The organism is Microlunatus panaciterrae (genome assembly GCF_016907535.1).
Classification (GTDB): domain Bacteria; phylum Actinomycetota; class Actinomycetes; order Propionibacteriales; family Propionibacteriaceae; genus Microlunatus; species Microlunatus panaciterrae.
The window spans coordinates 3,597,484-3,611,551 of the sequence record NZ_JAFBCF010000001.1; the positions used below are offsets into that span (position 1 = coordinate 3,597,484).

Below are 14,068 nucleotides of genomic sequence, written 5' to 3' on the forward strand. Positions count from 1 at the left end.
CTAGATTCTTCGTGACAGTGCCGGTCCGGCTGGATCGGGCAACGCACGTGAGCTGTTTCACGGTGGTCGTGGCGGAGAAGGAGAGACGTTGAGCATGGAAGACGGGCACGGGCCGGCGGAGGAGAAGCTGGCGCGGCTGCGCGAACTGATCGCCAACGCACGGGCGATGCCGATGTCGGCGTCCTGCGTGATCAACCGGGGCGACGTGCTGGCGGCGATCGACGACGTGATCGAGCACCTGCCGGGGGAGATCGCCAGGGCTCAGGGCGTGATCGACGAGTCCCGCGCCAAGGTCGCCGAAGGTGAGGCCGAGGCGGGCCGGATCCTCGGTGAGGCCCGTGAGCACGCCACCAGGCTGGCTCAGCACAGCGAGGTCGTCCGGGTCGCGGAGGAGCTGGCAGCCAAGATCCGGGCGGACGCCGAGGAGGAGGCCGCGGCACTCCGCAAGGAGACCGACACCTTCATCGACTCGCGGATGGCCAGCTTCGAGTCCGTACTGCACAAGACGGCCAGCCAGGTCAAGACCGCTCGTTCCCGGCTCGCTGAGCGCAGCGAGCTCGATCCGAAGGCCGAGCGCGAGGCGCCGATGCCCAGCTGAGAGCCGTCGGCTGCGAGGCGGTTTGAGGTTTCGGAGCGCTCACCGGTAAGGTTTGACGTCGGTCATGACGAAGTCGGGCCGCCGTGTGTGAAGGGAAATGCGATGAAGTCGTTCCATCGCTCGCTGGACCCCCGTTCGGGACTGGTCCTCGACACCCATGAACTGGGTCGTCGTGCGGGCGCGATGAAAGAGGTTCGCACTTCCGTCGACGCACCGGCGGATCTCGGGATCGCCGTGATCGGGGTGCCACCCGGTTCACCCATCGAGCTGGACGTCCGGCTCGAGGCGGTGGTCGAAGGCGTGTTGGTCACCGGTACCGCGGTGGTTGAGGTGCAGGGTGAATGCGTACGGTGCCTGGAGCAGATCTCCGACGAGCTGGAGATCGACATCCAGGAGCTGTTCGTCTATCCCGGCAGCGAGGCGACCGAGGACGAGGCCAGCAGGCTTGAGGGCGATCTGCTCGATCTCGAGCCGCTCGTCCGCGACCAGGTGGTGCTGGACCTGCCGTTCCAGCCGTTGTGCCGGGAGGACTGTCGCGGGCTGTGCGTCGAGTGTGGCGCCAACCTCAACGCAGACCCCGGGCATGACCACCAGACGCGGATCGACCCCCGCTGGGGCCAGTTGGCGACGTGGGAGAAGACCGGCGAGACCGAATGACCGCAACACCCTGATAGACCCAACAATCCAGATCCATCTGGCCAGATTCGTCTGGAATGAACTGAGGAGAGAACCGTGGCCGTTCCCAAGAGGAAGATGTCACGCAGCAACACGCGGCACCGCCGTTCCCAGTGGAAGGCCACTGTGCCCGCCCTGGTGACCTGCGCCAACCCCGCCTGCCGCGCGAAGCACCTGCCGCACACCGCCTGCCCGTCCTGCGGACAGTACGGTCCGCGCGCTGCACGTCGTCAGGTCCTCGAGTCCTGAATGCCGATGAGGCGACAAGAATCCTCAACGCCGACGCGGCAAGAAACCTGGACGCCGACACGGCGAGAAACCTGGACGCCGACGCGGCGATGAGAACCCGCCTCACTGCCGAGGGTGTGATCGCCGAGCTCGGGATGACAATCGATCCCGAGCTGGTCGAGCGCGCCCTCACCCACCGTTCGTACGCCTACGAGCAGGGTGGCCTGCCCACCAACGAACGGTTGGAGTTCCTCGGGGACTCCGTACTCGGCCTGGTCGTCACCGAGCATCTGTACACGACCCATCCGGACCTGTCGGAAGGTCAGCTGGCGAAGTTCCGGGCCGCTGTGGTGAACTCCCGCGCCCTGGCCGATGTCGCCCGCGGCCTCGACCTGGGGTCCGCGGTGCGGCTCGGACGCGGTGAGGAGAGCACCGGCGGCCGGGACAAGTCGTCGATCCTCGCTGACACGATGGAAGCCGTGATCGGCGCCGTGTTCCTGGCGAACGGGATCGACGGCGCCCGGGCGTTCGTGCACCGGTTGTTCGACCCGATGATGGGCCGGGTGGCCACCATGGGCGCCGGCCTCGACTGGAAGACCAGCCTGCAGGAGCTCGCCTCCCTGGCCGGACTGGGCGTGCCCGCCTATGACGTCACTGAGTCCGGTCCCGACCACGAGAAGGTGTTCGAGGCCCGAGTCGTGCTGGCCGGCCGGAGCTACGGGCCGGGCGGTGGCCGGAACAAGAAGGAAGCCGAGCAGAAGGCGGCCGCACTGGCGTTCCAGACGCTCAAGACCGCGGCAGACGCCAGCAGCCCGGCCACCCCCGACGCGGCCGGTGCCGACGAGGCCGGCTGACCCGAGACCGTGCCCGAGCTGCCCGAGGTTGAGGTCGTGCGCCGCGGACTCGCCGGGAGCATCACCGGCCGCACCATTTCCACCGTCACCGTCCTGCATCCCCGTCCGGTGCGCCGCCACCTGCTGGGCGCGGCGGACTTCGCCGCCCAGCTGACCGGCCGAACCTTCGCCGAACCCCGCCGACGGGGCAAATACCTGTGGTTGCCGTTCGATGACGGCGACGCGATTCTGGCGCACCTGGGGATGAGTGGGCAGTTCCGGTTGGACGCGCCACTGAGCCCGGACCAGCCGAACACCCGGATCCGGATCCGTTTCGCCGACGAGGGCAGCGAGCTGCGCTTCGTCGACCAGCGGATGTTCGGCGGCCTGTCGCTGTCACCGGGCGGTGCCGAGCTGCCCGCCGAGATCGCCCATATCGGGCCCGACCCGTTCGACCCGAGCTTCGACCCGGAGCGCGCGGTGGCCCGGATGAGAGTGAAGCGCACCGGCGTGAAACGGGCCCTGCTCGACCAGACGCTGGTCTCAGGGATCGGCAACATCTACGCCGACGAGGCGCTCTGGCGGGCTCGGCTGCACTATGCCCGAGCCACCGACACGCTGCCGAAACGGGCCGCAGCCGAGCTCATCAGCCAGGTGACCCAGGTGATGGCCGACGCGCTCGGCCTGGGCGGGACCTCCTTCGACGCGCTCTATGTCAATGTCAACGGAGCCAGCGGCTACTTCGACCGTTCGCTCAATGTCTACGGGCAGCAGGACCGGCCGTGCCCCCGCTGTGGCACTCCGATCCGGCGGGAGCCGTTCATGAACCGCTCGTCCTTCCGCTGTCCCCGCTGCCAGCGGGTGCCCCGGCACGCCCGCTGGTGAGCCGGCAGCCCCTCCCGGAGTCTGTGTCGCCCTTGCCCTGATCCGTCGCTGCCCCGGCGCGGAGGGGTCATGCAAGGAATCGACCATTCATCGTGGCTGCTGCCTCGCCCGGAGGCGGAGCGTTCCTGCCCGAGACGGATGACTGGTCGGTTTCTTGCACCCACACCTGCCAGGGCCGACAGGCTCAGGCACAGCGGGGCTCGGCAATTTCTGGCAACCGGTTGCCCAGACCGACGGCGGGTGGCGACGATGGGTGTCATGTCAGCCCACCCCCAGCTCAGCCTGCATCCGGACCGGCTCTTCCCGGCCGATCCGGGCATCCGCGACGTCGCCCGCCGCTTGTACCAGGCTGTACGGGAGCTGCCGATCGTCTCGCCGCACGGCCACGTGCCGCCGCAGTGGCTGACGGCGAACACCGCGTTCACCGACCCGACCTCGCTGCTGATCACCCCCGACCACTACGTGACCCGGATGCTGCACGCCGGCGGCGTCGGCCTGGACCGGCTCGGCGTCGGCCGGGACCCCGAGGCCGGTCCACTTCCGGAGCAGGAGGCCAGGGTCGCCTGGCGGCTGCTCTGTGAGCGTTGGGCCGACTACCGCGGCACCCCGGTCCGCTACTGGCTGGAGGACGAGCTGGTCGATATCTTCGGCGTGACGCTGCGACCGTCCGCGCAGACCGCCGACACGATCTACGACCAGATCGCCGCCGCGCTCGCCACCGACGAGTTCCGGCCGAGGGCGCTGTTCGACCGGTTCGGCATCGAGGTCCTGGCGACCACCGACGACCCCTGCGACGACCTGGCAGCGCACCGGCAGCTTCGCGACGACCCGACATTCACCGGCCGGGTCATCCCGACCTTCCGACCGGACCGTTACCTCGAGCCCGCCATCGCCACCTGGAACGACGACGTCGACCGGCTGGCGACGGTGGCCGCCATCGACACCGGCGACTATGACGGCTATCTGGCCGCACTGGAGGCTCGGCGTCGCTACTTTGTCGAGCACGGCGCCACCTCCGCCGACCACAGCCACGCCGACGTCCAGACCGAGCCGTTGAGCCCGACAGAGGCGGCGCGGATCTTCGGCGCCGCCCGGGCGGGGCAGGCCAGCCCCGCCGAGTGCGTCGCCTTCCGGCGACACATGCTCGGCGAGATGGCACGGATGTCCTGCGAGGACGGCCTGGTGATGACCCTGCACCCGGCTGTCTACCGCAACCACCACGCACCCACCTACACCCGGTTCGGGGCCGATGTCGGCAGCGACATCCCGATCGCGGCGGAGTTCACCCGCGCTCTCCAGCCCCTGCTCAGCAGGTACGGGACCCATCCAGGCTTCCACCTCGTGCTGTTCACCATCGACGAGGATGTCTACAGCCGCGAGCTGGCTCCGCTGGCCGGGTTCTACCCGTCGGTCTATGTCGGGGCCCCGTGGTGGTTCATCGACGCGCCCGAGGCGATCCGCCGCTACCGCTCCGCGGTCACCGAGACGGTCGGCTTCAGCCGCACCTCTGGCTTCATCGACGACACCCGCGCTTTCTGCTCCATCCCTGCCCGGCACGACATGGCCCGCCGGCTGGACAGCGGCTACCTGGCCGGACTGGTCGCCGAGCACCGGCTGGCCGAAGACGAGGCGCTGGAGACGGCGGTAGCCCTGGTCCGGCAGAACCCCCGAACCGCCTTCAAGCTGGATGGGCCGATCCGATGACACCGCAGCTTCGCCGCGGTGCCGACACGCCTGCGCCGCCGGTCCGGCTGCTGCACCTGGGGCTCGGCAACTTCTTCCGGGCCCACCAGGCCTGGTACACCGCCCATGCCGCCGACGCCGCGGGCTGGGGGATCGCCGCGTTCTCCGGCAGCAGCCGCCGGCTCGCGGACGCGTTGACCGAGCAGGGCGGTCTATACACCCTGGTCGTCCGGGCCGCAGACGGAGACCACACCGAGGTCATCGGCAACCTGGTGGAGGCGCATCCCGGCGACGACCACGAGGCGCTGCTCCGCTGCTGGCGACTGCCGGACCTGGCCGTGGTCACCCTGACCGTCACCGAGAAGGGCTACTGCCGTGACAGCGGTGGCCGCCTGGACCTGGCCAACCCTGATGTCCGCGACGACATCGCCGCGCTCCGACGCGACTCGGCAGCACCGGTCCGGACCGCCCCCGCACGGCTGCTCGCCGGTCTCCTCGCCCGCGCCGAGGCCGGCCTGCCGGGCGTCACCGTGCTGTCCTGTGACAACCTGCCCGACAACGGCGTCGTGGCAGGTCTGATGGTGCAGGAGCTGGCCGGCGAGGTCGACCCGCAGTTGACCGCGCTGGTGCGCCGCACCGCCTTCGCCACCTCGATGGTGGATCGGATCACGCCGGCGACCACCGACGATGACCTGGCGTCGGTCGCAGCGACGACCGGGGTGAGGGACCTGGCCCCGGTGGTCACCGAGCCGTTCAGCGAATGGGTGATCAGCGGCGACTTCCCGGCCGGTCGACCCGACTGGGAGTCCGCCGGCGCCCGGCTGGTCGAGTCCGTGGAGCCGTTCGAGCGGCGCAAGCTGTGGCTGCTGAACGGTGCCCACTCGCTGCTGGCCTACGCGGGTCTGCTGAAGGGTCATCAGCTCGTCTCGGAGGCGGTCGCCGACCCCGAGCTGGTCGAGGCCATGACCCGCTGGTGGGACGAGGCAGCGCAGCACCTGGAGCTCCCGGATGTGGAGATCGCCCACTATCGCACCAGTCTGCAGACCCGCTTCGCCAACCCGCGGATCCGGCACCTGCTGAGTCAGATCGCCGCCGACGGCTCGGACAAGCTGCCGGTTCGGGTGCTACCGACCCTGCGCGCCGAGCGGGCGGCCGGCAGGTCCGGCGAGGGTGCGGCCAGGGTCGTCGCCGCCTGGCTCCGCTATCTGCGCTCGGACCCGCCGTCACTCGCCGACAGCCGCCGCGACGCCGCCTTGGCGGCCTCCACCGGGCCGCTCGACGAGGCGGCCGCGAGCACGCTGCGGCTGCTGGACGCCGAGCTCGCCTCTGACCCCGAGCTGGTGGCACTGGTCGCGCGGCTGGCCGCGGACTGAGCGGGTACGGGCCCGTACGGAACTGGGCTCTCACAGTTGAGGGCGGTAGGCTCCCTCAATCGTGGAACGACTCAGGCACTACCTCTTCGTCCGGCACGGACAGAACTGGCTGCTCCTCTTCCGGTTCGGACTGGTCGGTGGTTCCGGCGTTCTCGTGAACATGTTGGCCCTGATCGCGGCCAAGCGGCTGGGCCCCGACCCGGAGAGTGTCTTCCTTGACCTGCCGCTGACGGACTTCAACATCCGCTGGTACCACGCCTTCTCGACCATCGCGTTCCTGGTGGCCAACCTGTGGAACTTCCAGCTCAACCGGCACTGGACGTTCCGCAGTGCCAGGCATTCCGGTTGGTGGCGTGAGTACCTGCCGTTTCTCGCGGTCGGTCTGGTGACCCAGATGATCGGGCTGGGGATCCTGACCCTGCTGATGCATCCGGGATCGATCTTCTCGCTGTCGCCCACCATCTTCGACAACTCCAGCGGCCTGCGCACCCGGCTCTACTGGGCCCAGCTGATCACCATCGGCATCACCACACCGTTGTCGTTCGTGGTGAACAAGCTCTGGACGTTCTCGTCCGTCCGTGGCCGCACCCCGGTGGACGTCGACGAGCAGACACCCGTCGCCCCGCTCTGAGCGCTGCCGTGACACACCATCGGGCCCCGGCCCGAGGTCGAGAGGTTAGGGTGTCGGGTCGGTTACAGTGAAGAAGCCTTCCCGCGGGTGAGAAAAGGAAGTCCCCTTGTACCTCAAGAGCCTGACCCTGCGAGGGTTCAAGTCCTTCGCCTCCGCGACGACCCTCAACTTCGAACCCGGCATCACCTGTGTGGTGGGACCGAACGGTTCCGGGAAGTCGAACGTGGTCGACGCGCTGAGCTGGGTGATGGGCGAGCAGGGGGCGAAGTCGCTGCGCGGCGGCAAGATGGAGGACGTCATCTTCGCCGGCACCGCCGGCCGGGCGCCGCTCGGCCGGGCCGAGGTGGTGCTGACCATCGACAACACCGACGGGGCGCTGCCGATCGAGTACGCCGAGGTCACCATCTCGCGGACGATGTTCCGCAACGGCGGCTCCGAGTACGCCATCAACGGGAGCTCCGCCCGACTGCTGGACGTGCAGGACCTGCTCAGCGACTCCGGCATCGGCCGTGAGATGCACGTCATCGTCGGGCAGGGTCAGCTGGACTCCATCCTGCAGGCGACCCCGGAGGGTCGGCGCGGCTTCATCGAGGAGGCCGCCGGCGTACTCAAGCACCGCAAGCGCAAGGAGAAGGCCCTCCGCAAGCTGGAGGCGACCGAGGGCAACCTGAACCGCCTGTCCGACCTGATCACCGAGATCCGGCGCCAGCTCAAGCCGTTGGGCCGCCAGGCTGAGGTGGCCCGCAAGGCCGCCGTGATCCAGGCCGAGGTACGCGACGCACGGGCCCGGCTGATCGCCGATGACCTGGTCCAGGCCACGCTGGCGCTCGAGTCCGAGCTGGCCGACGAGGCGGCGATGCGGGAGCGCCGCCGCAGCCTTGAGGCCGCCCTCGAGCAGGCCCGGCAGGCGGAGACCGCTGCCGAGGAGGCGGTCCGGAGCGGGCTGCCGCGGCTCACGTCGGCACAGGAGACCTGGTACTCGCTGGCGGCGCTGCGTGAACGGGTGGCCACGACCGTCTCGATCGCGGCCGAGCGGATGCGCAATGCCGACGACGACCCGGCCGAGGAGCGCCGCGGTCGCGACCCGGAGGACCTGGAGGCGGAGGCGGACCGGGTCTCGGTGCAGGAGCGGCAGCTGGCGGTCGAGGTGCAGGCTCGAGCCGAGGCGCTGAAGGCCGCCACCAGTCACCGAGGTGATGTCGAGGCCGCGCACCAGGCCGAGGAGACCCGGCTGGCCGGCCTGGTCCGTGCCGCGGCGGACCGGCGGGAAGGGCTGGCCCGGCTCACCGGCCAGGTGAACTCGCTGCGCAGCCGGGCCGAGGCGGCAGAGGCTGAGATCGGCCGACTGACCTCGGCCCAGCAGCTGGCTCAGCGGCGCGCGGAGGACGCCTCCCGGGCGTTCACCTCCCTGGAGACGAAGGTGGCCGGGCTGGATGCGGGCGAGCTGGGTCTGGACGCGGAGCATGAGGCGGCGCAGCACGTGCTGGACGAGCTCGACGAGCAGCTGGCCCGGGTGCGCTCCGAGGAGTCGGCCGCCGCCCAGGAGCGGGCCGGGCTGGCCGCCCGGGTGGAGGCACTGCAGCTCGGTCTGACCCGCAAGGACGCCGCCGGGGCGCTGCTGGCCGCCACCGACCAGGTGAGTGGGCTGCTCGGTTCGGTCGCGGCTCTGGTCAGTGTCCAGGCCGGCTATGAGACCGCCATCGCCGCCGCCTTCGGGGCAGCGGCGGACGCCGTCGCCGTCGCCGGCCTGGACGCCGCTGTCGGCGCGTTCGACCATCTGAAGGCCGAGGACCTGGGCCGGGCAGGCTTGTTGCTGGGCGATGCCGGTCCGACCGACGACCCCGGCCAGTGGCCGCCGCTGCCGGACGGGTTCCGCTACGCCGTCCAGGTGGTTGACTGCCGGGCCGATCTGCTGCCGGCCGTCCACCGGGTGCTGCGCAAGGTGGCGCTGGTCGACGATCTGGACGCGGCCAGGACGCTGGTGAGCCGGCTGCCCGACCTGGTTGCCGTGACCCGGGACGGCGACGTGCTCAGCGCCCACTTCGCCGCCGGCGGCTCGTCAGCCCAGCCGAGCCTGATCGAGGTGCAGGCGGCCATCGACGACGCCGAGCAGCGTCTGGCGGAGGCCAATCATGCCTGCGAACGACTCCGGTTCGCCCAGACCGAGCTCCAGCAGAAGCACAGCGAGGCGGTGGCGGAGGTCGAGGTGACCCTGGCCCGGCTGCACGAGTCCGACGCAGCGATGGCCGCCATCGCGGAGGAGCTGGGCCAGCTCAGCTCGACGGCGAAGTCGGCGATGGGCGAGGCGGAGCGGCTGAAGCAGGCGATCGCCGCTGCCGAGGCGGCCCGTGACTCCGACCTGTCCGGGCTGTCCGACCTCGAGCACCGGCTGGAGGTGGCCAGCGAGACCGTCGATGAGGTCGAGCCCGACCCGACGGAGCGGGATCGCCTGGCCGAGCAGGCCCGGGTTGCGCGGGCAGCCGAGATGGACGCCCGGCTTGCCCTGCGGACCCAGGAGGAACGGGTCAGGGCGCTGGCCGGACGGGCCGACAACCTGCGCCGCGCCGCCGAACATGAACGGCAGGCCCGGGCGAAGGCACGGGCCCGGCGGGAGCGGTTGATCCGGGAGGCTCAGGTCGCCAGGGCCGTGCACCACGGCGCCACCCAGCTGGCGGCCCGGGTCGAGCTGTCGCTGACGCTGGCTGCGACCGAGCGGACAGCGGCCGAGGCGGCCCGGGCCGAGGCGGAGGCGGAGCTGAGCAGCGTCCGGAAGCAGGTCCGGGCGTTGGGGGCCGACTTCGAGTCCCTGGTCGACTCGGCTCATCGCGACGAGATGGCGCGGGCCGAGCAGCGGATGCGGGTGGAGTCGCTGGCAGAGAAGGGGCTCACCGAGCTGGGGCTGGAGGCCGAGGCCTTGATCGCCGACTTCGGGCCGGACCAGCCGGTGCCGGTGCTGACCCGGGACGACGGCAGCGCGCTGACCGAGGAGGACGAGCAGCCGGCGCCGGTGGCGTACGTACGGGAGGAACAGCAGAAGCGGCTCCGGCGGGCCGAGCGTGCCCTGGGCGTGCTGGGCCGGGTCAACCCGCTGGCGCTGGAGGAGTTCGACGCGATGGAGGAGCGGCACCGCTTCCTGTCCGAGCAGCTGGACGACCTCAGAAGGACCCGTCGGGACCTGATGGAGATCATCGAGGAGGTCGACCACCGGGTCGAGCAGGTGTTCGCCCAGGCGTATGCCGACGTCGAGCAGGCGTTCGAGCGGGTGTTCGCCCGGCTGTTCCCGGGAGGGGAGGGCCGGCTCATCCTGACCGAACCGGGCAACTGGCTCACCACCGGGGTGGACGTCGAGGCGCGTCCCCCGGGCAAGAAGGTGAAGCGGCTGTCACTGCTGTCCGGCGGTGAGCGGTCGCTGATCGCCGTCGCCTTCCTGGTGTCGTTGTTCATCGCCCGGCCCAGCCCGTTCTACATCCTGGACGAGGTCGAGGCGGCGCTCGACGACACCAACCTCGGGCGGCTGCTGGAGATCTACGAGGAGCTGCGCACCAACAGCCAGCTGCTGGTGATCACCCATCAGAAGCGGACGATGGAGGTCGCGGATGCGCTCTACGGAGTCACGATGCGAGGTGACGGGGTCTCGGCCGTGATCAGCCAACGGCTCCGCAACGCCGAGTCGGTGGCCTGAGCTCACAGGCCTCGGCGGCCGTGGACCCACCCCCGTCGGACGCCGTCCGGCTGCCACACCTGTGCCGGAGCCAGAGTGCCGGAGGCGCTGTGGACCGGTGATCTGTGACCGAAATGATACTGACCGGCCGCGTGGTGACGCGGTGTCGCTCATCACCGCGCTGCGAGAATGGGTCCTGAACTCGTCACCCGGCACAGTGGCTTCAGCCGCACGTCAACCCAACCTCACGTCGCTTCACCCGCACGACCGAGACGACAGTTCCTTCCCCCTCGTCTTCTGACTGTCTGAAAGGCAAGACCTGTGACTGTTTACGTCCTGGCCATGATCATCATCCTCGGCCTCGCAGCTGCGGTGGTCGGTGTCGTCGTTGTCGGCATCGAGGGCAGGTTCAAGGCCCGAGCCCCGAAGCTGGCCGACCAGATGGCCCGCGCGGCTCAGCACCTGAACGGCGACGGGACGCCGCCGCGGCAGCTGACCCGGATTCTCGGCCACTAGTCCGGGAGCCGCTGGCCGGAGGCCGGCTTCTCGGAGGCCGGCTGGTGGGAGGCCGCCGTAGGGGGCGTCCGGTGGCTCGGTTGCTGGTGAGGCCGGTGCCGGTGCGCCATTAGGATGTCTGGGTGGATCCTTTGACACTCTGGCTCATTGTCGGCGGCGCCCTCGTCGCACTGCTCGCCATCGTCGGGCTGGTGGCGGTCAACCGCCGTGCCGCGTTGCGCCGGGCCGCCGAGCAGAAGGAGCTGCCACCGGCTCCCCGCCCGCCTGGTGCCCCCGGAGAATCGGAGGGAGGCGGCGTAGCCGCGCCACCCGCTCCCGAGCTGGAGCGACCCGCCGAACCGACCCTGCCCGAGGTTGTCGCCGAGCCCGAGGTGCCGGTACTCGAACGGCCGGAACCGCCGAGGAGTCGGCTCGCCCGGCTGCGGCAGCGACTCGCCGGATCCGACAACGCGCTCAGCCGCGGCCTGCTCGCGCTGCTGTCTCGTGACCGCATCGACGAGGAGACCTGGGAGGACTTCGAGGACACCCTGCTCACCTCCGACCTCGGCGTCGGACCGACCACCGAGCTGGTCGAGGCCCTCCGCTCGCGGCTGCGGGTCGACGGCGTCGCCGACTCGGCGCAGGCCCGGGCGGTGCTCAGGGAGGAGATGGTCAGACTGGTCGACCCCACCCTGGACCGCTCGCTCAACACCCAGCGCACCGACACCCCGGCAGTGGTGCTGGTCGTGGGTGTCAACGGCACCGGCAAGACCACGACCGTCGGCAAGCTGGCCCGGGTGCTGGTGGCCGAGGACAAGGACGTACTGCTCGGGGCGGCCGACACCTTCCGGGCAGCGGCGGCGGACCAGCTGGAGACCTGGGGTAGCCGTGTCGGTGTTCCCACCGTCCGCGGCGCCGAGGGCGCCGACCCCGCCAGCGTCGCCTTCGAGGCGGTCCGCGCCGGGATCGAGGGCGAGGTTGACGTGGTGCTGATCGACACCGCCGGCCGGCTGCACACCAAGACCGGCCTGATGGACGAGCTCGGCAAGGTGAAGCGGGTGGTCGAGAAGAAGGCTCCGGTGAGCGAGGTGCTGCTGGTGCTGGACGCCACCACCGGGCAGAACGGGCTGACCCAGGCGCGGATCTTCGCCGAGGTGGTGCAGGTCACCGGCATTGTGCTGACCAAGCTGGACGGATCTGCCAAGGGCGGCATCGTGGTCCAGGTGCAGCGTGAGCTGGGGGTGCCGGTCAAGCTGATCGGGCTGGGTGAGGGTGTCGACGACCTGGCGCCGTTCGATGCCGAGGTCTTCGTCGACGCGCTGCTCGACACCGGCTCTCCGGCCACCGCCGAGTAGGCTGACGGGGCACCACAGCCCAGGCGCCGCCGTGTGGCGCCGACGAAGAAGAACGCCGAGAACAAGAGGGACACCGTGTTCGACACCCTGCAAGACCGCCTGGCCGCCACCTTCAAGACCCTCCGGGGCAAGGGCCGCCTCTCCGACGCCGACATCGACGCGACCTGCCGCGAGATCAGGATCGCGCTGCTGGAGGCCGACGTGGCCCTGGCTGTGGTCAAGGACTTCGTCGCCGCGGTCAAGGAGCGGGCCCGCGGCGCGGAGCTGTCGGGTGCGCTGAACCCGGCCCAGCAGGTCATCAAGATCGTCAACGACGAGCTGATCGGCATCCTCGGCGGGGAGACCCGGGTGCTCCGCTTCGCCAAGCGGCCGCCGACCGTCATCATGCTGGCCGGCCTGCAGGGCTCCGGCAAGACCACCCTGGCGGGCAAGCTCGCGCTCTGGTTGAAGGAGCAGGGGCACTCGCCGCTGCTGGTGGCTGCCGACCTGCAGCGCCCGAACGCGGTCACACAGCTCCAGGTCGTCGGCCAGCGTGCCGGTGTGCACGTCTTCGCACCCGAGCCCGGCAACGGGGTCGGTGACCCGATCCGGGTGGCGCGCGACTCGGTCAGCGAGGCTCAGCACAAGCTGTACGACGTCGTCATCGTCGACACCGCCGGCCGGTTGGGTGTCGACTCGGAGCTGATGCAGCAGGCCGCGGACATCCGCGACGCCGTCAACCCGGACGAGGTGCTGTTCGTCGTCGACGCGATGATCGGCCAGGACGCGGTGAACACCGCCCGCGCCTTCGCCGCCGGGGTCGGCTACGACGGGGTGGTGCTGACCAAGCTGGACGGCGATGCCCGTGGTGGCGCGGCACTGTCGATCGCCCGGGTCACCGGACGGCCGATCATGTTCGCCTCCAACGGTGAGCAGCTGAAGGACTTCGACGTCTTCCATCCCGACCGGATGGCGAGCCGGATCCTCGGCATGGGTGACATGCTGACCCTGATCGAGCAGGCGGAGAAGACCTTCGACGCGGAGCAGTCGGCCAAGGCGGCCGCCAAGCTGACCGGGCAGGGTGGGGAGTTCGGCCTGAACGACTTCCTGCAGCAGATGCAGATGGTCCGCAAGATGGGCCCGCTGTCGAAGATCTTCGGGATGCTGCCCGGCATGGGGGAGATGAAGGAGCAGATCGCCGGCATCGACGAGAAGGAGGTCGACCGGATCGAGGCGATCATCTACTCGATGACGCCGACCGAGCGGGACAACCCCAAGATCATCGACGGCTCCCGCCGGGCCCGGATCGCCCGTGGCTCCGGGGTGGAGGTGTCCGAGGTCAACAGCCTGGTCAACCGCTTCTTCGAGGCGCGCAAGATGATGATGTCGATGGCTTCCCGCAAGATGCCCGGCATGCCGGGCCTGCCCGGGATGGGCGGTGGCGCCCGCAAGCAGCAGGCCAAGCAGCAGAAGAAGAAGGGACGCAAGGTCTCCGGCAACCCGGCCAAGCGCAACCAGCCGGCTCAGCCGCAGCCGGCCGTCGACCCCGCTGCCGCCTTCGGCGCCGGAGCGCAGGACCTCGACCCGAAACAGCTGCAGGAGGCGATGGGGGACTTCCAGCTGCCGCCCGACCTGCGCAACATGTTCGGTAAACCAGGCAAGTAAGCCCGAC

The 14,068-nt window shown here is 70.2% G+C and carries 12 protein-coding genes; all 12 read left to right on the top strand.

Annotation, left to right across the window (positions count from 1 at the left end):
• The first annotated feature begins 88 nt into the window (after positions 1-88).
• Positions 89-598: a hypothetical protein gene (locus tag JOE57_RS16395; RefSeq protein ID WP_204919652.1), complete on the top strand. Its 510-nt coding sequence runs from the start codon at positions 89-91 to the stop codon at positions 596-598.
• A 102-nt stretch (positions 599-700) separates the two neighbouring features.
• Complete coding sequence (locus JOE57_RS16400; RefSeq protein WP_204919654.1) at positions 701-1,255, top strand: YceD family protein; 555 nt, start codon at positions 701-703, stop codon at positions 1,253-1,255.
• A gap of 75 nt (positions 1,256-1,330) precedes the next feature.
• On the top strand, positions 1,331-1,522 hold the full coding sequence (gene rpmF, locus JOE57_RS16405; protein WP_204919656.1) for a 50S ribosomal protein L32: 192 nt from the start codon (positions 1,331-1,333) through the stop codon (positions 1,520-1,522).
• Positions 1,523-1,611: 89 nt separating this feature from the next.
• Entirely contained in the window at positions 1,612-2,355 is a 744-nt protein-coding gene (rnc, locus tag JOE57_RS16410) for a ribonuclease III (RefSeq protein ID WP_204919658.1), read from the top strand.
• Positions 2,356-2,364: 9 nt separating this feature from the next.
• On the top strand, positions 2,365-3,219 hold the full coding sequence (gene mutM / locus JOE57_RS16415) for a bifunctional DNA-formamidopyrimidine glycosylase/DNA-(apurinic or apyrimidinic site) lyase (protein WP_204919659.1): 855 nt from the start codon (positions 2,365-2,367) through the stop codon (positions 3,217-3,219).
• A gap of 249 nt (positions 3,220-3,468) precedes the next feature.
• Positions 3,469-4,923 carry a glucuronate isomerase gene (gene uxaC, locus JOE57_RS16420; RefSeq protein WP_204919661.1) on the top strand — a complete coding sequence of 485 codons (1,455 nt, stop codon included), beginning with the start codon at positions 3,469-3,471 and terminating at the stop codon, positions 4,921-4,923.
• Positions 4,920-6,275 carry a mannitol dehydrogenase family protein gene (locus JOE57_RS16425; RefSeq protein ID WP_204919663.1) on the top strand — a complete coding sequence of 452 codons (1,356 nt, stop codon included), beginning with the start codon at positions 4,920-4,922 and terminating at the stop codon, positions 6,273-6,275. Before uxaC ends, JOE57_RS16425 begins: the two co-directional genes overlap by 4 nt.
• 61 nt (positions 6,276-6,336) lie before the next feature.
• Positions 6,337-6,906 (top strand): GtrA family protein, encoded by a 570-nt coding sequence (locus tag JOE57_RS16430; protein WP_204919665.1) that lies wholly within the window; start codon positions 6,337-6,339, stop codon positions 6,904-6,906.
• A 106-nt stretch (positions 6,907-7,012) separates the two neighbouring features.
• Positions 7,013-10,588: a chromosome segregation protein SMC gene (smc, locus tag JOE57_RS16435; RefSeq protein ID WP_204919667.1), complete on the top strand. Its 3,576-nt coding sequence runs from the start codon at positions 7,013-7,015 to the stop codon at positions 10,586-10,588.
• Positions 10,589-10,888: 300 nt separating this feature from the next.
• Positions 10,889-11,083, top strand: coding sequence for a hypothetical protein (locus tag JOE57_RS16440; RefSeq protein ID WP_204919668.1), 195 nt, complete (start codon positions 10,889-10,891; stop codon positions 11,081-11,083).
• A 122-nt stretch (positions 11,084-11,205) separates the two neighbouring features.
• Positions 11,206-12,417: a signal recognition particle-docking protein FtsY gene (gene ftsY / locus JOE57_RS16445; protein ID WP_204919670.1), complete on the top strand. Its 1,212-nt coding sequence runs from the start codon at positions 11,206-11,208 to the stop codon at positions 12,415-12,417.
• A 75-nt stretch (positions 12,418-12,492) separates the two neighbouring features.
• Positions 12,493-14,061, top strand: a complete 1,569-nt coding sequence (ffh, locus tag JOE57_RS16450; protein ID WP_204920531.1) for a signal recognition particle protein — start codon at positions 12,493-12,495, stop codon at positions 14,059-14,061.
• Positions 14,062-14,068 lie beyond the last annotated feature (7 nt).

What these genes read in the sequence shown, in the direction of transcription:
- JOE57_RS16400 (WP_204919654.1), top strand. Translation starts at nt 701, where the DNA reads ATGAAGTCGTTCCATCGCTCGCTGGACCCCCGTTCGGGACTGGTCCTC.
- rnc (WP_204919658.1), top strand. Translation starts at nt 1,612, where the DNA reads ATGAGAACCCGCCTCACTGCCGAGGGTGTGATCGCCGAGCTCGGGATG.
- uxaC (WP_204919661.1), top strand. Translation starts at nt 3,469, where the DNA reads ATGGGTGTCATGTCAGCCCACCCCCAGCTCAGCCTGCATCCGGACCGG.
- JOE57_RS16425 (WP_204919663.1), top strand. Translation starts at nt 4,920, where the DNA reads ATGACACCGCAGCTTCGCCGCGGTGCCGACACGCCTGCGCCGCCGGTC.